Source organism: Paenibacillus sp. 2KB_20, from assembly GCF_052115765.1.
Lineage (GTDB): Bacteria > Bacillota > Bacilli > Paenibacillales > Paenibacillaceae > Paenibacillus_AQ.
The window spans coordinates 614,556-635,163 of sequence record NZ_JBFRHH010000002.1; the positions used below are offsets into that span (position 1 = coordinate 614,556).

The window sequence follows — 20,608 nt, forward strand, 5'->3', positions numbered from 1 at the left end:
GGCTGCGATATAGATTAATTAGGGGACGTGCGATATGATAGGTGGAAGGAACGATATCGTATCGGCATATGCCTTCCTTATTACATTCATCGTGTTCCATGATATGGGGAGGATAACCATCAATATGAAAAAAAGGATTATGATCATGTCAGCAGCTATCATCGCACTACTGGTTGTCATTATTGTCGCAGCAAGCTTCTACTTCTATAATGTCGCTATTGCCCGCGCCGACAAGGGCTTTCTGAACGGCAACCCGGACCTGGAAGCCAACTCGAATATCGATAACCCCTTTGCGGACAGCAAGGAATGGTGGGCTCAGCAGAGCTTAGAGGAATGGAACCTTACTTCAGACGACGGTCTGAAGCTGCATGCTTACTATTTACCTGCCAAGGTATCAACGGGTAGAACCGTCATCATTGCCCACGGCTACTCCGGTCATTCGGAGCAGATGAGCGAATTCGCCCAATGGTACCATGAGGATCTGGGTTATAACGTGCTTCTACCCGACGCGCGAGGTCATGGACGAAGCGAGGGCGATTACATCGGCTTCGGCTGGCCAGAGCGCAAGGATTATCTGAAATGGATTGATCAAGTTATTGGGCATACAGGCGAAGATGCTCAAGTCGTCCTTCATGGTGTATCCATGGGCGGTGCAACGGTTATGATGACCAGCGGCGAAGCGCTTCCTCCCCAGGTAAAAGCCATTGTCGAGGACTGCGGGTATACCTCGGTCACGGATGAGTTGACCTATCAGCTGAAGCGCCTGTATAAGCTTCCGTCCTTCCCGCTGCTTCAATCCACGAGCCTGCTCACCAAGATCCGGGCCGGATACTCCTTCGGCGAAGCCTCCGCACTGGAGCAGGTGAAGAAATCCAAGACGCCGACGCTGTTCATTCACGGCGGCGGCGATTTGTTCGTACCTACCGAGATGGTGTATGAGCTGTACGAGAATGGTCCGGAGCAAAAGAAGTTGTTCATCGTCCCCGAAGCAGGTCACGGCATGGCGCGCCAGTTTGACCCCGAGGGATATGACCGCGAAGTAACAGAGTTTATTGGCACGTACGTGCAATAAGAGAAATGAAGAAAAAGAGCAGCCCAAGTGGACTGCTCTTTTTGGTGCGAGGTGAGGGGGAAGCCTATAACGCTGCTTCCTTTCCTTTCAGGCGCTCGGGTTGCCTGTTCAATTTGCGCATCTATTTGCGTGATTTTTACTTCATCCGTGTATCGAAAGACCTGAATGGTTCCTAGCGCTGAATCCCCGGTCTTTGTCCCTCAGCCAGCATGTCGTTAATTCTCTCGATTAACTGCGGCAGCTCGCTCATCGTCCGGATCGTAAAATCTGCCCCGCTACGGATAAACGTCTGTTCGGTTTTCGAGATCGCAGCTTCCTGGTCTGATTCTGACAGGGCATGATACTCTTCTGAACTCAGGCCCATTTCCGAGCTGCCGATGACAACGCCAACCGACCATACACCTGCGTTCACGCCTTCCTTTACGTCCGAGACGGTATCCCCCACCTTAACGACCTTCCAGGAAGCCGATAACCGGAGAGACTCCATATTCCGATAAATCATGTACGGATAAGGTCTTCCTTGGGAATTCGTGTCATCCGGCGTGAAATAGACATCCGGGCTGTAGCCCTTTTGCCGGGCATTTGCCACCACGACCTCCATCATGCTGCTCGTATAACCTGTCGTAGAACCAATCTTCAAGCCTTGACCCTTCAATGCTTCAACCGTCTCAATAACACCCGGAATCGGGTCCGTGTACTCGGATAAAGAAGCCATCAACGCCGGCTCGAATTCTGCATACAGCCGTTCCACGTCCTGCTCATCGAAGGCTCTTCCGTACTTCGCTTCCCATAGCGCCGACACTCTCGGCATGGATAGCATGGCACGAATATGATCGATCTTCAGCATCCCCATCGGTGCTCTTGCTTCAGCCATCGTCACTTCAATGCCCGCATTCTTAAAAATATCGACAAACACGTTCACCGGTGCAAAGCATCCAAAATCCACAGCCGTTCCGGCCCAGTCCAATATAACGCCTTCGATTCGGTTCATTGTGCCATCACTCCCCTATACTCTTCGATGATATGACATAATTGCTCGATATCCTGCTCATAGATTTCTCCGATATTCCCAATTCGGAAGGTATCCACGTCGGTCAGCTTGCCCGGATATATCACATAGCCTCTTTCTTTAATATAAGCGTAAAAGTGTTCGAAGCTAAACCCATCACTCGGGAATAAGAATGTCGTGATGATCGGAGATTGCTTGTCATCGGTAATATAAGACTGGATGCCGATCTGCGCCAATCTCTCACGCAGCAGGCGATTGTTATTCTGGTAACGGCTGAATCTCTCCGATACACCGCCTTCTTCGTTCAGCTCATCCAACGCTTTGGAGAAGGCAGCCACAACATGTGTCGGCGAAGTATATCGCCATTTTCCGTCCTGATCCATGCCTTTCCACTGATCATACAAATCGAGCGCCAAGCTGCGCGCAATCCCTTCGCAGGCTGCAAGCTTGTCCAGCTTGGCGATGACGAATCCAAACCCCGGAACGCCCTGGATGCATTTATTCGCACTGCTGATGAGATAATCGATGCCAAGTCCCTGAACATCGATTTCCATGCCGCCAAAGCTGCTCATTGCATCGATAATGAGGGTCTTTCCATATTCTCTGGACAACGTCGAGACCATCTCCAGCGGATTCAGAATCCCGGTTGTCGTCTCGCAATGTACCATCGCGATATGCGTAATGCGCACATCCTTACGCAGTATGGCTCGCAGTTCATCCTCGCTTGGGTGTTCATCGTAATTCACTTGGTACTCCACGTAATTCAATCCGATATACTTTGCCATTTTGACGATCCGCTCACCATAGGCGCCGTTCGTTACGATCAGCACTTTATCGTCATTCGATATGGTGGATGTCATCACTGCTTCGACGGCAAACGTTCCACTTCCCTGCATCAGTACCGCTGTGTATTGTGCTGCATCCGCCCCGGCGAGTGTCAGGAGCTGCGATCTGATTTTTTGCGTAATCGATTTATACTCATCATCCCATGTACAGCGGTCAAAGAGCATCTCCTCTTTCACCGTCTTGGTTGTCGTCAAAGGTCCTGGTGTCAAAAGCTTATAGGTATTCATTTCGCATCGCTCCTATGCTGGCTTATTCTTTAGATCCGTTGAAGAATTTCTGATGCTTTTCCAGCAGCTCCACGGTCAGCGGCTTCTCGAAGGTCATGGAGTACGCAGGTTTGTTGACTTCATCTACGGTCTCCCCTTCGTATAGGGCCACCGGATAGTTCACGATCAGGTCTTTTCTGGCATCCTTCACGATGGTCTCGGCCATTTTCATCGCTAAATCCGTTGTGGCATTCTTCTTGTCCACCACCGCAACCGACTCGGTCAGCGAGAAGTTTCCTTCGACCGGATCCACGTAATCTATCGGTGCACCGTCAGCTTTGGCGGCTACCGCCTGATGGCGGAGTCCGAAGCCCGCAGCCACTTCTCCAGCCTGCACTTTCTTGATCGGACCGGACCCCGAGCTCTCCAGATGCGGTCCCACATTAGCGATCAGGTCATGGAGCACCTTACGTCCCGCATCTTCGCCGTATTGGTTGATAATCGCCTGAACCAGCAGCCAACCGGTGGAGGAATCCATAATATTCGGAATCGATACGAGTCCGCTGAATTCCGGTTTGGTCAGGTCCGTGATGGAGGTTGGCATTGGCAAGCCTTTGTCTTTCAGCACTTGTGTATTCACGAAGATAGAGCCGGTATTCGCCAGAATCGGCGTGTAGTATTTCGGATAAGTTCCGACAGCACCTGCGTCAAAAGCCAAATCCTTAAACATGGAGTGCTTGGTCTGCGAGCTTTCGATAAAGTACGAGCTCATCGTGATGAGATCAGCCTCGATTTTGTTCCCCTCAGCCATCAGTTTGCCGCCAAGTTCCGATGTACCCAGGGATTGCACGAGATACTGTCCTTCGTATCCGGCATTCTTCAACGATGTTTCCATTGCGGCGACGGCCTCTTCATCCCCGTTGGTGTAGATGACCACCTTCTTCGCTTCCCCCGCGCTTCCGCTGCCGCAAGCGGCCAGAGCCAACACCATGCTGATTGCGATCAATGACAGCAGCATTCCCTTAAGCGTCTTCATCATGATTAACTCCACTCCTTGAATTTTTTATTTAATAATGATGTAAAAAAATGAATTAGCCTGCGCATTCCACGTCAGAATGGCTGGTGGCGATTTAGAGCAAGGAGCTCCTCACTTCAAGTGTCAATACCCAGCGGAGAGGACGGAATCGTATTGGAGAAGCGAATGCGTTCGCCTTTGTATTCGGATTTCTACCGCTTAGTCATCTCAATCCGAGAAATCCGAAGACAACAGCGATCGGAAATACGATCCGGCATCGCAGCGGACATGAACGTAATGGGGCAGCTTTACCGCTGCGCCGTTCTCCTCTGCAATGCGTCGCACACCAGCTTGATGATCAAATTCGTGAAGAAGATCAGCATCGACAGCACGAAAATCTCATTAAACTTGGCGAAATGCTGCAGCTCTTTGATCTTGCTGGCCACGAGCGACGTCTGGGCGGATACAAGAAAGATAATGCCGCTGATCGTCACCATGGCGTTGATGAAATAGTAGCCGAACATCTCAATGACGGTTGAAGCCGAGTTTGGCAGGATCACCCGATAAACGGTCTTGAACCAGCTGTCACCGAGCAGTTCCCCCGTGGTTTCCCAAGAAGGATTCATCTTGGATAGGGAGTTCTTGGCCATCAGATACGGCGTCGTAAAGAAATGAACAATATTGCACAGAACGATAATAATGAAGGTTCCTTTCAGACTGCTTCCATTAAAGAAGAGCAGGTAGGATATCCCCAGCACCATGCCAGGCACCGTATTCGTGATCATCGATACCATATCCACCGTGGATCGGGCTTTTAACGACGTGCGCACATTGAGCAGTGCTGATCCATACGCCATCAAGGTACCGAACAGCGCCGTCAAGAAGGCGACCCAGAGGGAGTTTCGGTATACCCCCGTTAAATCACTCGATTGAAACACGTCCCGTACATGCTTAAGCGTAAACGTCATGTCATAGGGGTAACTGCTCAGCCATGGCGCAATGAACATCACGGCAAAAATGGAAAGCATTCCAAGCACGATGACCGATGACATTATGCCGAAGGCAATATCCCGCACGCGCTGCCGCGGCAGCTCGATATCCGACAGCTTGTCATAGTGGAAATTCCATTTTTCCAAGTAATTCAGCAGCCAGATGCCGAACACGGCCGGAATCAGCATCAGCACCGCAATGACAGCGCCTTGGTTGAAGTCCGGAATGGAGCCCAGCATCACCTGATACAGTTGCGTTGCCACGACCGGATAGGTACCGCCGACGGAAGCCGGAATCCCAAAATCCGTAAAGCTTAAGATAAAGGAAAGCACAAAGGCTCCGCCAAGCGCTCCAGCCAAGGGACGCAAAATCGTATTCAGGAAACTTCTCAACGTTCCGTCACCCATTAACTTGGAGACGATGATGAATTTTTTATCAATATATTTAAACGCGTTATGGATCAACAGGAATACTGGAGGCAGCGTGTAAATGACGTAGCCTATGAGCAGACCGTTCCATCCGTAGATTTCAAACAAGTTGCGTCCGGCAAGCCGGGTGATCAATCCCTGATTACCGAACGAATACATAATGGCGAACCCATATGTAATGGTCGGGAGCAGCATGGGAATGATGATGACGGTTTTCAGCAGGCCTTTGACGGGCCGATATATTTTGGTGCAATGAATGGAATACGCGAGTATAAACCCCAGGACGGTTGTGATTACAGCCGTGATGCCCGATATCTTCACACTGTTGCCAATCGCTGCGATGAATTCCCGATTCGACCCTATGGATACATAATGACCGAGGGTAAACCCCTGATCGGATTCGAAGGAACGGACCAGCAAGATGAGCAGCGGCAAGAACAGAAACACGGCAAACAATAACAGGATGACGGTAAAGATGATCCGCATTTCCGGTTTCACGTTATGCATACTGCTCACCGAACAGATTGTAGATGTTCTGCCTTTTGATGTGCAGCTGCTTGATAATAAACTGCTTCACAAAATCATTGCTCGGATGATGGACAATCTCCTGGGGTGTGCCGAATTGGGCGATCTGCCCCTGATGGATAATCAGGATTTTGTCCGAGAGCGTCAGCGCCTCCTCCGGGTCATGCGTCACAATAATCGTGGTCAGTTTAAACTCTCTGGCAATCGATTGAATCCGCTGCTTGATCGACTCCTTGATCACGCCGTCCAGCGCGCTGAGCGGCTCATCGAGCAGCAGGATTTTCGGTTTCGTGACCAGCGTTCTGGCCAGGGCCACTCTCTGCTTCTGCCCTCCTGACAGTTCGCCGATCCGCTTGTTCACATGAGGCTGAAGCTCCAGAAAGTCGATATATTCCTGTACCTCCTGCTGACTCACGCTCCCCTTCTTGTTGCGCAGGCCGTATACGATATTGTCGTAGGCATTCAGATTGGGAAATAAGGCATAGTCCTGAAAAACGATATTAAACCCGCGCTTCTTCATCGGTACGTTGCTCAGATCTTGGTCATGGAACACGATTTTTCCCTGATCCATCCGGGTGAGTCCCAAAATAATATTCAGTAATGTGGTCTTCCCGCTGCCGCTCGGACCGAGCAGTGACACGATTTCGCCCGAACCGATTTCTACGTTGATGTCATCCAAAACCACTTTATCGTCGAATTGTTTGCTAATATGCTCTAGCTTCAGCAAACGGCTCACCTCCTTTAAACACATCCTCAGTATAGAAACCATATGTAAATAAGAATCATGGAAACTGTTAAATGTAAGTAAATTATGCATATATCATTCATACATCAATACCAACTATTGACCATATTGATCCATAATTGATGCCCAACTTAGGAATAATATAGGTGAATCTATTGAACATGGCCAGGCGAATCGGTAAACTAGACATGAATACAGGCATCAACTACTAATGCAGATTGAATGGGTGAGCGAATGTTTCCACTGGAGAGGCAGAAGAAAATACTCGAGCTGCTAACGATTCGAAAAGTATTGAAGATCACGGAGCTAACGGAAGAGCTGAACGTCTCTGTAGATACGCTGCGCCGGGATTTGAACACGCTGACCAAGCAGGGGCGGATCGAGAAGATATATGGCGGGGTTAAACTCGTGGAGTCCCGGTTCGGCGAATCCTCCATGGACGAGCGCATGGTCAGCCAGTTGGAAGAGAAGGATCGGATCGCCCGCAAATGCAGCGAATTCATTCATGACGGCGATTGCATCTATATCGACAGCGGCTCGACCACATATCAGATGGCCAAATACGTGAAGCATAAGAAGAAGCTGACGGTCGTTACCAACTCGCTGCCGGTTGCGATTGAGCTGATGGACAGCGATGTGGAACTGATTATGATCGGCGGCAAAATCCGTAGGGAAGAACAATCCGTCGTAGCGTATGAATACATCTTCAACTTTCATGAGCTGAATGTGCTGAAAGCCTTCATCTGCTGCAGCGGCATTACGATTGAAAAAGGCATCTCCGACTACAACCTGGAAGAAGCCATTACGCGCAAAAAAATGATCGAGCTGTCCAAAGAGGTGGTTGTCATGGCGGACAGCACCAAGTTCGGCAAAGACGTCACCATTTCCATCGCATCGCTCGACAAAATTGATATGATCGTGACCGATGCGAATGTCCATGCAAGCTTCATTCCAAAATTCAAAAAAACCAATTCAACGCTAGTGATTGCCGATGAATAGAATAAAAGACCAAAAAAACGGGCGTTCCTCCTCGCTGAATGTTTAGCGATAAGAGAATGTCCGTTTCGGTTTCACACAGGCACGCACCCGTATTAACTTTTAATTTATATGTGCCAAGCCCTTGCGAATCTCTTGGACCCGTATCATTTTCTCTTCTTCTGTAATCCCGTATTTTCATAAACGTGAAAGCTCAAGTCTCTTCTTGTAAGCGGTTGTACATTCGAATTGAAGTCAATATAATGTAGTGAGAAACAGGATATTTTTTCTAATTATGTGAGACACCATGCAAGTAGAGGAGGAATAAAGGTTATGAACGTTGGATCAGCACGCGCAGCGGCGACGGATTGGGTATTGCAGCATGCCAGCAGGGAGCCTGGATTTATGGGTGCCTATTTTAGTGGCTCCACGGTTGGAAAGCCGGATGAAGCAGAGATGGCTCCGTCCTCGGACATTGACATCGTTGTTGTTACCCAGGATGCGGAGCCCCCTCTTAAGCTGGGAAAATTTATCTACCAGGATGCTTTGATCGAAGCCACCTACCTGTCCTGGCGGGACCTCGCCTCGCCCGAGCAGGTATTAACATCCTATCATCTTGCGGGCAGCTTCCGTGTGGATACCCTGATGTCCGATCCAACCGGGCAGCTGCGTAAGCTGCAGACGGAGGTTTCGCGTCATTTTGCCGACCGGATATGGGTCGCCCGCCGCTGTGAGAACGTACGCGAACGAATCATAACCGGACTCCGCTCCATAGATCCTTCTGCCCCTTGGCATCGCCAGGTTACCTCATGGCTGTTCCCTACCGGCGTAACCACCCATATGCTCCTGGTCGCCGCTCTTCGCAACCCCACGGTCAGGCTGCGCTATGCGGCGGTTCGCGATGTGCTCAAGGAATATGACCAAGAGGTAATTTACGACGAACTGTTACGACTACTGGGTTGTAAAGACATGAGTGCCGAACAAGCGCTCCATCATCTTAATGGGCTGGCCCGCACCTTCGATGCCGCTGCTGCGATTGCCAAGACCCCCTTCTTCTTCAGCAGTGACATTACACCGGATGCAAGACCGATTGCCATTGACGGCAGCCGCGAGCTGATCCTAAACGGAAGCCATAGAGAGGCCGTCTTCTGGATGGTGGCCACCTTCGCTCGATGCCACAACATATTGGAAGTTGACGGGACTCCTGAGCTTCAAGAGCAGTATGCCCCTGCTTTTGATGCCATCCTTGCGGATCTCGGCATAACGTCCACCGATGACCTGCTGCAGCGGGCAGACGAGGTTCTTCGGTTCCTGCCGAAACTGTGGAGCGTCACGGAGGGCATTCTGGATGCCAATCCGAATGTAACAGACGGGCAAGAATCGACCTCATAACTCCTCATTTTATATAGAAAAAGACCACGTCAGGATTATTCCTTGGCGTGGTCTTTGTATTAGCGGCCTTCCTGCTATAAAGGCAGATAAAATCGGTGCTCCTCTTGGTCTTTGGCAAAGCCGACCGACTGATAGAGTGACAACGCCGTCTCATTGGCTGCCTTCACTTCAAGTTTTACCGAGACGGATCCATGAGCCTGAAGATAGGACATGGCACGGTAGAGCAGATATTTGGCGATTCCCCGTTGTCTCCACGGTTCTCTCACAAACACATCTTCAATCACGCCGACGTTCCCCTCTTCCACCCATGCCATGGTACTGCCGATTATCGTGTCCCCTTCCAGGACATTCGTGGCAGTCCAGCTGGGATGCCCTTTGTATTCCCGTAATCGTCCAAGCCCCAGCGGCGCTTCCGGCCAAACCTCAGCCTCGAGCTTTAGATACATCTCTTCCTCTTCCGCAGATTCCATCTTCCACAGTCGATAGCGATAGCGATCATCTAACGGCAAGGCATGTAAAGGCTCCTTAAGTGACCGCTTCATGGAATACAGCTTCTCCAGCGGCTGAAATCCGATTTCCTCTGTAAAGAAAGTGTTGTTGCCGATCTCATGGGCATAGTTGCCCACGCACAAATACGTCCCGTATGTCTCCGGCAGCGTCCTCTTTAACACAAGGGCACGTTCATAGAGCACCTTATACATTTCACCTAACAGATCATAATCCCGCTCCCGCTGTGGTACAGCCTTGAGATTCACATAAATGTGATGCTTGCAGTTAGGCTCACATCCAGGCGGGATCACGTTAATAATGCCCACTTGTCCCTTGGCCACCATCTTCCCATCTTCAATAGCACAGAACACGTTGCCCCAATTGTCCTGGTCACCTACCCACCAAAACAGTGCATCCGCTACGGATACCGCCTGATACAGCTCCCCCAGCAGAGGCATATCGTCCTGCTTAAAATTCCGTATGATTCTTTCACCCAAATGAATGTCACCAACCTTTGCGTTCATTGTAAGACGACCCGGGATGATAAACATAGATAAAAAACAACTATAGATAAATAAATCACTTATTCGTGTACCTATTTCCTTAATATGGGTTTACAATGTTGGGATTACGTAATACAATAATTACGTAATAACATAATATTGATAAAGTGAGGTTGATGATTCCACATGACACGTGATCTGATCCAAGAGATGGATGTCTTAAAGAATCAAATGGCAGAGCTGCAGCAGCTTGTTTATCAAGCTCTTGTGGAACGCAAACCTGTATCCGCATCAAACCAACACCGCCAAGAAATCGCAACAGCACCTACGATACATGAAGCAACCCTCGAAGTCGGCTCCGTATTCTACTCCGGGCAAGTGCACCTGAACGGACAAAACATTCGCTGGGAGCCGCAGGAACGGCGAATGGATCAATTGCTGGACATGAACACCGAGAAGGCTGCCAAAATCCTCGCAGCACTGGGCAACAAGCAGCGCCTGGATATTTTAAAGGCCGTCATGGCAGAGCCCCTATCCGGTTCCGAGCTGGTAGAACGGTTGAATATGGGAACGACGGGTCAGCTGTATCACCATCTCAAGGCGCTGCTCGGCGCGGATCTCCTTGTGCAGGAGCAGGGCGGCCGGTACACTCTTCCTAAGCATCGGAGCCTGCCGTTCCTGCTGCTGCTGTCTGCTGCAGGCGATTTGCTCGATACAAGCGATTACCTGGAGATGACCGAAACCCGCAACAATCCGGGGATGTATTTTGGAGCCTCGCACGGCTTCGATATTCATCAGCTGCTTTGGGCCGTGGTGGAAAATTCAGTATTGGAGCACACGAGCGGGTATGGCGATCAGATTGGCATTTTCCTGCATGAGGATGGCAGCGTGACGGTTACCGATAACGGGAGAGGCATACCTGTGCAGGCCCTTCCGAATTCCAACATCCCAGTCGTACAATCGGTACTAACCGATGTCCACCAATTGAACGCCAGCGCACACTTTCTGGTCCCCGGCGCCGAAAAAGGCATCAGCATCGCCGTAGTCAATGCCCTCTCCAAGCAGCTGACCGTGGAAATTCGCCGTGACGGGAACATATACCGGCAGGAGTACAGGCACGGCATTCCGCAGACCGGGCTTCAGATTGTCGGCATGACTCAAGATACAGGTACCAGCGTGACATTCAAGCCTGAGCCGGAATTATTCAGCTCTGCCTTTGAATTTGACCGCATCATGGAGCGCAAGAGCGCAATTGCCGCCGACTATCCTGGACTCACCCTAACAATCCGCGTTACCGCTGAATAAAGGAGCTGCAGAAGGGGCAGTTCGAAGAATGTGCACCGTGCTTTTTTACAGCAGCGGTACGCTCAGATGCCACATCGAGTGTACTGCTCCCTATGCAAACCGTGGCTGAAGCAACGGTCCTGGAACGATACCGGTCCGGGTGGTAGAGACACACGGTGTGGGGTGTGGGGTCCGGGCAAGCTTGGATGGCTGTCGACCGAACCCATGTCTGGTGCTATACTGAGCTTGAACGAACGCTAATCGAGGTGATATAGAATGCTGGAACGTTCTATGGAGAATGTAATGGAATCGGAACAAGAAAGGAGATGGTGCGATTAAATAAAAAACGAAACGAGGACGATACACATGAGCATACAGAGTACGGTAATAAGCGAAGGATTTGCATTGAATGTTTCCATTCGTGGAAACGGCAGGCCCATTTTGGTGGTGGGAAGCAGTATTTACTACCCCCGCTTGTTTTCGGAACAACTCTACACTTCATTTCAACTGATTTTCCTGGACCATCGAGGCTTTGTGAAGCCCCCTCGGACACTGGAGCCGGAAGACTATGCGCTGGATAAGGTTCTGGATGATATCGAAGCGGCAAGGCAAACGCTGGAACTGGAGGATTTTATTATATTGGGGCATTCGGGCCATGCCTTCATGGCGCTGGAGTATGCCAAAAAATATCCGGAACATGTCCGGAAGGTGGTCCTGCTGAACACGGCCCCGACCAACAGCCCGGAGCGGCAGCAGCAGAGCATCGATTTTTTCAATGAGACCGCAAGCCCAGAACGGAAACGGCAGTTTGAAGCGGATATCGCCCTGCTGGCGGGGGACATCCAGAGAGAGCCGGAACGTCGTTTTGCTCATATGTGCATCCGAATGGGAGCGCACAGCTTCTATGACTATGCTTATGATGCGGCTTGGATGTGGGAAGGGGTCTTCACCAGCATGCCCGTCATGGATCATTTATGGGGAGAAGCCTTCGCGCGGCTCAATCTGATCGATTCGTTGAAAGAGGTTGCCAAGCCCGTCCTCATCGGTCTTGGACGGTACGACTATTTGGTCAGTCCCGTATCACTCTGGGATGCTGTAGACGACTCGCAGGAACACGTGAAGAAGGTCATTTTTGAAAAAAGCGGCCATAATCCGATGTTCGAAGAGCCTGATCTATTTGATGCCATATTGACGGATTGGATTCATGAAACGGATAACTAATCCGGTGAAGATACAACGTATGCCGTTACTGTAATGAAGAGGAGCCCTCAGCATTCCGCTGGGAGCTCCTTTTACGTCTACTTGCGTTTTAACCGGTAAACTCTCGCTTCATATGGATTCAGAGGCATCGTCCGGATGCTCTTCTCGCTGAAAACCGCTCCTTTTTTGAGTCCATGCTGACACAGAATCCGTTATTTGCTGATATTCCATCGTTTTTTAAGCCCATGCGGACACAGGTTCCGTTAATGCACCATAATCACGGCTCATTCTTGTAAAAACTTAAGAATAGCGGATCTCCTGTCCGCATGACCCTACGAAATGCCAAGAAACAACGGAATAGCGGAACCACAGTCCTCAAAATCGCAGTCCGTACTCAGTCACAATGGACCATCGGGTCACCTCCTCTTCTTTGACACTCGCTAATGGCCCCCTTAATCACTTGCTCCTTGGATCGCTTAACCCCTTTGTTCCTTGGACCACTTAAACCCCTTGCTTCTTTGACCTCTAGACCCCTAATTACTTGCTGCTCTAGCACTGGATCCACTACATTCCTTGATCACTTACTACTCACTCCTTGGGTCAGTTGAATCTTAGCCACTTAAATCAATTACTCCCTTTTGGATAACTCCCCCAGCCTACGCGTCTCCTCCTCAATCCGGCTGGTATCGATCCGTTCAAACAAAAGCTCTACGTCATGAATCGGCCTGCCAGCCGGAACACGGCACCACTCCCATACAGGCTTCTCCAGCGAGAGATAACTTCGTATCCTATCGCAAGAGAACGGAATAAACGGCTGCAGCAGGTTCGCTAAATTGGCAATGATCTGAACGCAGGTGTACAGCGTTGTCCCGCACGCTTCGCGATCCTCCTTGACCTGAATCCACGGCTTCTGTTCATCAAAATATTTGTTCGCCATGCGCACCACGCTGAAGATTGACTCCAACGCTTCCTTCAGTCGCCCACCCTCAATGAGCGCCCCGGACTCGCAGTACAATGCCTCAACCCTGCTCTGCCACTCTTCAGATATACTGCCCTCGGGCACTTTCCCTTCAAACGATTTGTTCACAAACACCAAAGTACGGTTGACGAAATTCCCAAATGCGCCAAGCAGCTCGCCATTGTGGCTGTGAATGAACTCCCTCCAGGAGAAATCGGTATCCCGCTTCTCGGGGCCGTTCGCAATGAGAAAGTAACGAATGGAGTCCGGCTGATAACGGCTTAATAAATCCGGCACCCATATGGCCCAATTCCGACTGGTCGAGAACTTCTTCCCTTCCAGCGTCATGTACTCGCAAGATATGATTCGGTCCGGCAAATGCAGGTCACCTGCCCCCTTCAGCAGCGCTGGCCAGATCAGCGTATGAAACGGGATATTATCCTTCCCATGAACATAGTAAGCGGTAATCTCATCCCTCCCCTTGAGCCAAAAGGATTCCCAATCGCCGCCCGTTTCCGCGGCCCACTGCTTGCTGGCGGATAAATAGCCGCTGACCGCTTCGATCCAGACATAGATTTTCTTATCCTCAAAGCCCGGAACGGGGACATCCACGCCCCAGGTCAGATCCCGCGTAGCCGCCCGGTCCTGAAGCCCTTCCTCCAAGTATCTTCGGGTCAATTGCACAGCATTATCCCGCCAGCCTCGGGCGTTATTCAAATCATCCGCCAGCTCAGCCTGGAAATGTGACAGCGCTACGTAAAAATGCTCGGTGGGCCGCTCCACCGGAGGGTTTCCGCAGATTTTGCAGGTCCTATTCGTCAGGTCGGACGGATCAAGTATCGTTGAGCAGGCGTCGCACTGATCCCCACGGGCCCTGCTGCCGCATACAGGACAATCTCCTTCCACGTAGCGGTCCGGCAAAAACCGCTGATCGGTTTCGCAATACGTTTGCTGTATAGTTTTTCGATACAGATGGCCGTTTTCCAGCAGCTTCAAAAACAGTTCCTGCACCACGGCGTGATGAAACGTCTGGTCGGTTCGCGTGTATAAGTCGTAGGAGAAACCCAGCTGTTTAAAGCAATCCACGAACTCCCCATGATACCGATCCGCAATATCCCCGGGAGCCACGCCCTCCTGAATGGCTTGAACCGCCACGGGCGTTCCATGACAATCACTGCCGGAAACGTACAGGACTTGATCGCCTTTCGCGCGGAAATAACGCGCCAACACGTCTCCAGGCAGCAAACTTGCAAGCCTCCCTAAATGTAATGACCCGTTGGCATAAGGCCAGGCACCGCCGATAAAAATGTTCGTCATATCAATCATCCTCCTTTTTTTGGACAACAAAAAAAGCCCTCATCCCAAAAGGGACGAGAGCTTGCCGCTCACGTGGTACCACCCAATTTCATTCATGCCTTGCGGCATTCACCTCTTTAGGTACGACGCCATATATCGCGTGTATACCCTAGCACGTTAACGGGTGCGGGATCCGGTACAGCCTACAACCCTCTGCAGAGTTTCGGTGCACAGCTCAGAGACCATATTCCCAAGGTTCTTTCCTTACCCCTTTTCACCAGCCGGGGCTCTCTGTTCAAAGACGTTACCAAGGTACTCTTTCTCTTCATTGCTTTTGTTTAACATTATTCAAGTTACTGGAAATCATACCCGAACTTTATGAATGAAGTCAAGGGGACGGATGCGCATCCTTTCTTGCCCTTTCCCGGCCATCCCGTATCGCTCCCAGCTTCTTCCCCAGCATCATCTTCAGTTTCTTGCGGGCTCTGCTCATGCGGTTCCGTACATTTTCAGGCTCAATTTGGAGCACTTCGGCAATTTCCAAGGTATTGAAATCCTCGTAATAATACAAATACATCGGCTGTCTTAGGGTTTCAGGCAGAGTAAGCACAGCAGATAACAGTTCGTCATGGTTCTCCTCGCTATTCATCATCGATTCAGGCGCCTCCATGGCGCACTCGCTTAAACGATTCTCCGAAAGAAAGTCCATCGGTTCCAGCTCCGTTTCCTCGTAGGTTGATCGATTCTTCCTTGTTCCCCTTAGTTTCAACTTCGGGCCCTGTTCGTGACCGGTTGTATTGGTCGTCTCTTCCTCGAGAAGATGCGTGCCCACAAATTTACCGGGTCATGCCTAGATTTCCAGGACTCTCTGGCCGTTCGATCCACTTCCATCTGCTGCTGCCTGATGAGATATTCGGCAACAAACCAATTGTTCATCTCCAGTCTCTCCCCTCGCCGCCCATTAGTTCATATTTTTTTGAACTATATTATTAAGTTCAATTATATATGAACATAGTAAAAGTTCAATATTTATTTTCACCACGATGTGGTATCATAAAAATGGAATGATGTGTACTTGAAGGAGAGATTGATCATGACCGTTATCCGAATTGACTATTCGCCTGTTCACGAGCTGGTCACCAGCTTATTCGCATATACAGATAATAAAAACCAAATGCATGATCTAGGAAATAAGTGGAGGAAAGAAATTCAGAAGAAACTGCCTGCATCTTTTACGGATAAGCTCGAAGAGCTGGACCTGTTCGAGCTTATTGCTTATCTGCACCTGGCTATCGTAGACAGCCCGGAAAAAGACAACGTCGAGAGGTTTCTTGCCTGGTTTGCCGATTTGGGAGAAGGCCAATTGTATGAGATCCTGGCGCCTTATCTTGAAGATGGGTTTCCGATGGGACTTAAAACATTCCGGGATCTCAGTCATGAGATCATGACGGAGTGGCACCGGGCCTATACAATAACGCCGGAAATTCACGACTTGCTGGGACGTTCCGCTGCCCGCATGGAGCAGCTAAGCCGGGAGCTCCCCTACATTGATCTGATTGATGAGGCAACAAGCGGAATTGTGCTCGATCCTGAAGATGAATACAACGCCATTCTTCTCATCCCTACCTATCACATCAAGCCGTTAAACCGGATGGACTACGTGAGCAACCAACAACTCATTATCAGCTATGCCGTAGATGATGAGCAGGTGGACGAGGATACACCCACCAGTCAGCTGCTGCGGATGACCAAGGGGTTGGCTGACGAGAAGCGGCTGGTGCTGCTGCACATCCTGGCTAAAGGGCCCGTTACGTTTACCGAATTGCAGCAGAAGACCGGCCTTTCAAAGAGCAACCTGCACTACCATCTATCCCTGCTTAAAACTGCGGGTCTCCTGCGCATGCATTTCAAAATGCCGAATGAGCGGTATAAATACAGTGCCAGACCTGAATCCTTCAATCAGCTGAAAGCGTTCCTGGAGTCTTACGTGTTTGGATTATCCCAGTCATGAGGAACGAATCCCGTTACAGCGAAGAAACCTGAGGAACAATAAAAAAAGATGACCCCATAGGTGGAGTCATCTTTTTTGTTATGAACAGCTTATATTCCTGCGGAATCTTGTAGTGTCACTTCGATAAAAAGGTAATGGCGGCCGCTATGTCCCGCCCGGCAATAACATCTTTAGACTTTAGGCGCCAGTTCCGCCGCCTGACGGATCGCTTCCATCAAGCTTTTCTCGTCGGCGATGCCTTGCCCGGCAATGTCGAATGCCGTACCGTGATCGACGCTGGTGCGGATAATCGGAAGGCCAACGGTAATGTTGACGCCTGCATCCAAGCCAAGCACTTTGACGGGACCATGCCCCTGATCGTGATACATAGCCACTACGATGTCAAAGTCACCGCGAACCGTCCGGAAGAACAGCGTATCGGCCGGCAGCGGGCCTACGACCTGGATTCCTTCCGCCTGCGCCTTCTCAACGCCCGGTATGACTTTCTCTTCCTCTTCGCCATATCCGAACAACCCGTTCTCGCCGGCGTGAGGATTGATTCCGCAAACGGCAATCCGCGGAGCGGCGATGCCGGACTTCTGCAGTGTCTCATGAGCAAGCTTAATGACATGGTATACGCGCTCCGGGTTTATCGAACGGACAGCGTCGATGATGCCGACATGCGTCGTAACGTGAATGACCTTCAGATTCGGTGCAGACAGCATCATGGAGTAGTCCGTGGTTCCGGTCAAATCTGCCAGAATCTCCGTATGGCCCGGATATTTATGGCCCCCTTTATGCAGGGCTTCCTTATTCAGCGGAGCGGTGCATATAGCCTGAATTTTATGATCCTTCGCCAATTCGATGGCCGTCTCCAAAAATTTAAACGCGGCGTGTCCAGCTTCCGGAGCAACTTGTCCAATCGGCAAGTCCGCTGGCAGCAAATCCAGATCAAGCACATGAACCGTGCCAAAACGGTAGTCCACCTGCTCGAGCTCATCGGCAGTAATCGCTTCTATAGCCAAGTCACTGCCCACAAAGGCCTTTGCCCGCTCCAATATCTTCACGTCCCCGATCACAACCGGGTGACTAATATGATACATCTCCTCATTCATGAGGCTCTTGAGTATAATTTCAGGACCTACGCCTGCGGCGTCTCCCATTGTAATCCCGATAACCGGTTTATGCTGGCTCATGTTCTCACCTTTTTCTTATTTGTTATATAGTGCAAGGAATCTACCAGGGATTGATCATTTCCGAACCCCCCGGCTTTGGTGACGGTCCAGTAACCTTTCTCCATGCCCTGAAGCCTTCCGAACGGCAGGCCGGGCTCTACTTCCGAATACAGCTGCATTTCTCCCATTCCAAGTTCGATACAGATAGCCTTAGCCGTATCACCGCCGGTTAATACCAACCCTTGGATCTCAGCGTATGCCTGTAAAATGGCTTTTGTCATTCTTCCGAGTCCCAGCGAGATCGCTTCGCTTACCTCGGTTGAAGATAATCCTCGCTCATCCCCTGCTTCTTTTGCAAGTCTGCGGTTTTCTTCCGAAGCGTCCACGTACAGGACCAGGTAGCGCTTGTCCTTATCCTGTGCGATTTGCTGCAGGGCCTCCTCTGTATCGTAAGTTTCACGAATCAGTGCGGCCGGATCGATCTCCAGCATCAACGAGTCGGGCATGTCCTCGACGGCACGAAGCTGTCGCCGGGTCGTTTGGGACAAGCTTCCTGATACGATCAGCGCCTTATCCGCCTGCGCCCAGTCTTGGCTCCCCTTCTCCATGGAAGTCAGAGACAGCGCCTCCGGCAAGTATTCGATTAATCCGGCAGAACCGGCCCATAGAATCTTCTTGTCCAGCTGTGAAAATAATGCCGATATCGCCTGCAAATCCGCTTCCGTCTCACTATCGCATACAAACCAGGTTTGACCTTCCGCTAGCTTGGATTGGAGCCATGGCATAAATTGCGCGGCGGGCTGTCGCACTTGACTTGATGAAACCAGCACCGCCTCAGGCTCTCCTTCCTTCTGCAGCAGCTTCGGGATATAGCTTTCCATGACGGGCGTTTTGGGATCCTTGGCAAACTCCGTCTCGGTGATCAGTACACCTTGAACATAGTGATGTCCCTGTACCGTCGTACGGTTCATTTTGGGAAAAGCCGGGGCGATCAGCACCAAGTCCGGCTGGAATACCTTCTGCACCGCCCGCAGTTCCTCTGCAACATTCCCGCGCAAGGTGGAGTCCAGCTTCTTGTAGATGTGGCGGCAGCCCTGCTCTTCAAGGAAATGAGCGGCTTCGTACGCCGCTTCATAGGCGTCCACGCTGCGTTTCGCCCTGCTATCCGTATCGACGATCAACACTTCGGCACGGGTGTCCTGACGGTAATGGCGATGATCGAATACAACGGTGGAAACCAGTCCCTTCTTCGCCAATTGTACGCCAGAGTCATTCGCACCGGTCAAATCGTCCGCGATGATTCCAATTTGTTTTATCACATTTCATCACACCTTCTATGATTCGGCATCTGCTGTATTTGTATCAAATGAGTGCCCTTTCTTCTCTAGACGCTTCACTAAAAATCCGACATATAAAGGAAGCAGGATGGCCGTCGTTACCACGGACGCTGCAACCTGCACCGTCGCAATATCGGTAAATGCCGCAAAGGATGCATTCGCCACCCCAATCGCGGCAGGCGTAGCCACGGCATTACCGGCTGTGGAGCCTTCCGCAGCCCCCACGATCGGATTCCATTTCAATGCTTTAAACACAAAGTATCCTGCCGTACCTGTAACAAAAACCGTCAGTAATCCAAGAATGATACCCGACAAGCCGCCATCCACGATCGCTCCGAAGTCAATGCCCATTCCGAGCGCAAATGCAAAGAACGGAATCAGCATGGAGCTGCCTTTGTCCAAAAACTTGCGCATCTCTTCATCCAGATTACCCAGCACCATCCCTACAATAATCGGAAGAAGAACGGAGATAAAGGACACGAAGGAGAACATGCCGTCCACGAATCCCATGGCGCCGAAGATCGATAACGCAACCATGGTGAGGAAAGGTCCGTCATTCAGGGCAAGCAGTGAATAGGCGGCACGGTCTTCCTTACTGCCGTATTGGCCTACCAAGGCTACGAACAATCCCCCATTACTGTTGGTCATCGCCGCAATGACAGCAATCGGCGCCAAACCCAGCCACAATCCATTCTCTCCGGCAAACAGGTAAGCGATCAGACCGAACGCTGCGCCGACCACCCACTTCGTGACAAGCAGCGTGGCCCCTTTTCCGACGGAAACACCAAAGGACTTGACGTTAATCTGTGCCCCCGTACAGAGGAGGAACAGCGCAATCAATGTACTTGAACCGTTTACAAATAGAGACTCCGTGAAATTCCCGATCCGGAGTAGATCCGGTGCAAAGGTGTTGATGACTGCTGCAATAAGCAATGGCACCACCATCATACCTCCAGGAATCCGATCCAACGTCGCTTTAATCTTCATTATTGTAACACCCCTTTAATAATTGTTTCAATATTAAACAGTGATTTCATTTTGAAATCGCTTGCAGGGATAATTGTAAGTGCATTCAATTAAATTTGCAACATATTAAAGATTAATTGTTGCAAATTTAAACAGTCGACTATTGTAATGCCTTCAGCTTGTTGAAATATATCCCTCTTTACCCTA

17 protein-coding genes and 1 other annotated feature are annotated in these 20,608 nt (G+C 50.4%); of the genes, 6 read left to right on the plus strand and 11 right to left on the minus strand.

Annotated elements, in window-relative coordinates; all coding sequences use genetic code 11:
* Window positions 1-124: 124 nt before the first annotated feature.
* A complete protein-coding gene (locus AB4124_RS08490) occupies window positions 125-1,072 on the plus strand; it encodes an alpha/beta hydrolase (RefSeq protein WP_441972352.1) in 948 nt (315 codons plus the stop codon).
* 172 nt (window positions 1,073-1,244) lie between these two features.
* Here AB4124_RS08490 and phnX read toward each other — a convergent pair whose 3' ends face one another.
* The 5 genes from phnX to AB4124_RS08515 all read right to left on the minus strand — a co-directional run bounded on the left by phnX (window position 1,245) and on the right by AB4124_RS08515 (window position 6,818).
* Window positions 1,245-2,063, minus strand: coding sequence for a phosphonoacetaldehyde hydrolase (gene phnX / locus AB4124_RS08495; protein ID WP_441972354.1), 819 nt, complete (start codon window positions 2,061-2,063; stop codon window positions 1,245-1,247).
* Entirely contained in the window at window positions 2,060-3,154 is a 1,095-nt protein-coding gene (gene phnW / locus AB4124_RS08500; protein WP_441972356.1) for a 2-aminoethylphosphonate--pyruvate transaminase, read from the minus strand. Before phnW ends, phnX begins: the two co-directional genes overlap by 4 nt.
* Before the next feature lie 22 nt (window positions 3,155-3,176).
* A complete protein-coding gene (locus tag AB4124_RS08505; protein ID WP_098741402.1) occupies window positions 3,177-4,172 on the minus strand; it encodes an extracellular solute-binding protein in 996 nt (331 codons plus the stop codon).
* A 284-nt stretch (window positions 4,173-4,456) separates the two neighbouring features.
* The gene (locus AB4124_RS08510) at window positions 4,457-6,073 is read right to left on the minus strand and encodes an ABC transporter permease subunit (protein WP_441972358.1); all 1,617 of its coding nucleotides are present in this window, start codon (window positions 6,071-6,073) and stop codon (window positions 4,457-4,459) included.
* On the minus strand, window positions 6,066-6,818 hold the full coding sequence (locus AB4124_RS08515; protein ID WP_098741400.1) for an ABC transporter ATP-binding protein: 753 nt from the start codon (window positions 6,816-6,818) through the stop codon (window positions 6,066-6,068). Before AB4124_RS08515 ends, AB4124_RS08510 begins: the two co-directional genes overlap by 8 nt.
* Window positions 6,819-7,070: 252 nt before the next feature.
* Between AB4124_RS08515 and AB4124_RS08520 the strand changes: the two genes are divergently transcribed.
* Together AB4124_RS08520 and AB4124_RS08525 are read left to right on the plus strand one after the other, a co-directional pair.
* Complete coding sequence (locus AB4124_RS08520; protein ID WP_076322628.1) at window positions 7,071-7,835, plus strand: DeoR/GlpR family DNA-binding transcription regulator; 765 nt, start codon at window positions 7,071-7,073, stop codon at window positions 7,833-7,835.
* Window positions 7,836-8,144: 309 nt separating this feature from the next.
* Window positions 8,145-9,203 (plus strand): hypothetical protein, encoded by a 1,059-nt coding sequence (locus AB4124_RS08525; RefSeq protein WP_430110014.1) that lies wholly within the window; start codon window positions 8,145-8,147, stop codon window positions 9,201-9,203.
* A 74-nt stretch (window positions 9,204-9,277) separates the two neighbouring features.
* Here the strand turns inward: AB4124_RS08525 and AB4124_RS08530 are convergent, their stop codons facing one another.
* Window positions 9,278-10,150 (minus strand): GNAT family N-acetyltransferase, encoded by an 873-nt coding sequence (locus AB4124_RS08530; protein WP_441972505.1) that lies wholly within the window; start codon window positions 10,148-10,150, stop codon window positions 9,278-9,280.
* A gap of 231 nt (window positions 10,151-10,381) precedes the next feature.
* Here AB4124_RS08530 and AB4124_RS08535 point away from each other — a divergent pair, with 231 nt between their 5' ends.
* The gene (locus AB4124_RS08535; RefSeq protein WP_441972361.1) at window positions 10,382-11,500 is read left to right on the plus strand and encodes an ATP-binding protein; all 1,119 of its coding nucleotides are present in this window, start codon (window positions 10,382-10,384) and stop codon (window positions 11,498-11,500) included.
* A 345-nt stretch (window positions 11,501-11,845) separates the two neighbouring features.
* Complete coding sequence (locus AB4124_RS08540; protein WP_441972362.1) at window positions 11,846-12,700, plus strand: alpha/beta fold hydrolase; 855 nt, start codon at window positions 11,846-11,848, stop codon at window positions 12,698-12,700.
* A 607-nt stretch (window positions 12,701-13,307) separates the two neighbouring features.
* Here AB4124_RS08540 and metG read toward each other — a convergent pair.
* Entirely contained in the window at window positions 13,308-14,954 is a 1,647-nt protein-coding gene (gene metG, locus AB4124_RS08545) for a methionine--tRNA ligase (RefSeq protein ID WP_441972364.1), read from the minus strand.
* Window positions 14,955-15,000: 46 nt separating this feature from the next.
* Window positions 15,001-15,271, minus strand: a binding site (T-box leader).
* A gap of 50 nt (window positions 15,272-15,321) precedes the next feature.
* Window positions 15,322-15,642, minus strand: coding sequence for an RNA polymerase sigma factor (locus AB4124_RS08550; RefSeq protein ID WP_076322698.1), 321 nt, complete (start codon window positions 15,640-15,642; stop codon window positions 15,322-15,324).
* A gap of 384 nt (window positions 15,643-16,026) precedes the next feature.
* Here AB4124_RS08550 and AB4124_RS08555 point away from each other — a divergent pair, with 384 nt between their 5' ends.
* Window positions 16,027-16,944 (plus strand): ArsR/SmtB family transcription factor, encoded by a 918-nt coding sequence (locus AB4124_RS08555; protein WP_441972366.1) that lies wholly within the window; start codon window positions 16,027-16,029, stop codon window positions 16,942-16,944.
* 170 nt (window positions 16,945-17,114) lie between these two features.
* On the opposite strand, the gene pdxA is transcribed toward AB4124_RS08555, so the two are convergent.
* The 3 genes from pdxA to AB4124_RS08570 are packed head-to-tail and all read right to left on the minus strand — an operon-like array spanning window position 17,115 to window position 20,422.
* Window positions 17,115-18,119, minus strand: a complete 1,005-nt coding sequence (gene pdxA / locus AB4124_RS08560) for a 4-hydroxythreonine-4-phosphate dehydrogenase PdxA (RefSeq protein ID WP_430110000.1) — start codon at window positions 18,117-18,119, stop codon at window positions 17,115-17,117.
* Entirely contained in the window at window positions 18,116-19,417 is a 1,302-nt protein-coding gene (locus AB4124_RS08565; protein WP_441972368.1) for a four-carbon acid sugar kinase family protein, read from the minus strand. The genes pdxA and AB4124_RS08565 overlap by 4 nt, the downstream gene beginning before the upstream one ends.
* A gap of 15 nt (window positions 19,418-19,432) precedes the next feature.
* Window positions 19,433-20,422: a 2-keto-3-deoxygluconate permease gene (locus AB4124_RS08570; RefSeq protein WP_339269441.1), complete on the minus strand. Its 990-nt coding sequence runs from the start codon at window positions 20,420-20,422 to the stop codon at window positions 19,433-19,435.
* Between the last annotated feature and the right edge of the window lie 186 nt (window positions 20,423-20,608).

Coding starts and splice junctions, on each gene's coding strand:
- metG (WP_441972364.1), bottom strand. CDS start 14,954: ATGACGAACATTTTTATCGGCGGTGCCTGGCCTTATGCCAACGGGTCA.
- phnW (WP_441972356.1), bottom strand. CDS start 3,154: ATGAATACCTATAAGCTTTTGACACCAGGACCTTTGACGACAACCAAG.
- AB4124_RS08505 (WP_098741402.1), bottom strand. CDS start 4,172: ATGATGAAGACGCTTAAGGGAATGCTGCTGTCATTGATCGCAATCAGC.
- AB4124_RS08535 (WP_441972361.1), top strand. CDS start 10,382: ATGACACGTGATCTGATCCAAGAGATGGATGTCTTAAAGAATCAAATG.
- AB4124_RS08525 (WP_430110014.1), top strand. CDS start 8,145: ATGAACGTTGGATCAGCACGCGCAGCGGCGACGGATTGGGTATTGCAG.
- phnX (WP_441972354.1), bottom strand. CDS start 2,063: ATGAACCGAATCGAAGGCGTTATATTGGACTGGGCCGGAACGGCTGTG.
- AB4124_RS08550 (WP_076322698.1), bottom strand. CDS start 15,642: ATGGACTTTCTTTCGGAGAATCGTTTAAGCGAGTGCGCCATGGAGGCG.
- AB4124_RS08530 (WP_441972505.1), bottom strand. CDS start 10,150: ATGCCTCTGCTGGGGGAGCTGTATCAGGCGGTATCCGTAGCGGATGCA.
- AB4124_RS08555 (WP_441972366.1), top strand. CDS start 16,027: ATGACCGTTATCCGAATTGACTATTCGCCTGTTCACGAGCTGGTCACC.
- AB4124_RS08510 (WP_441972358.1), bottom strand. CDS start 6,073: ATGCATAACGTGAAACCGGAAATGCGGATCATCTTTACCGTCATCCTG.
- AB4124_RS08570 (WP_339269441.1), bottom strand. CDS start 20,422: ATGAAGATTAAAGCGACGTTGGATCGGATTCCTGGAGGTATGATGGTG.
- pdxA (WP_430110000.1), bottom strand. CDS start 18,119: ATGAGCCAGCATAAACCGGTTATCGGGATTACAATGGGAGACGCCGCA.
- AB4124_RS08520 (WP_076322628.1), top strand. CDS start 7,071: ATGTTTCCACTGGAGAGGCAGAAGAAAATACTCGAGCTGCTAACGATT.
- AB4124_RS08540 (WP_441972362.1), top strand. CDS start 11,846: ATGAGCATACAGAGTACGGTAATAAGCGAAGGATTTGCATTGAATGTT.
- AB4124_RS08490 (WP_441972352.1), top strand. CDS start 125: ATGAAAAAAAGGATTATGATCATGTCAGCAGCTATCATCGCACTACTG.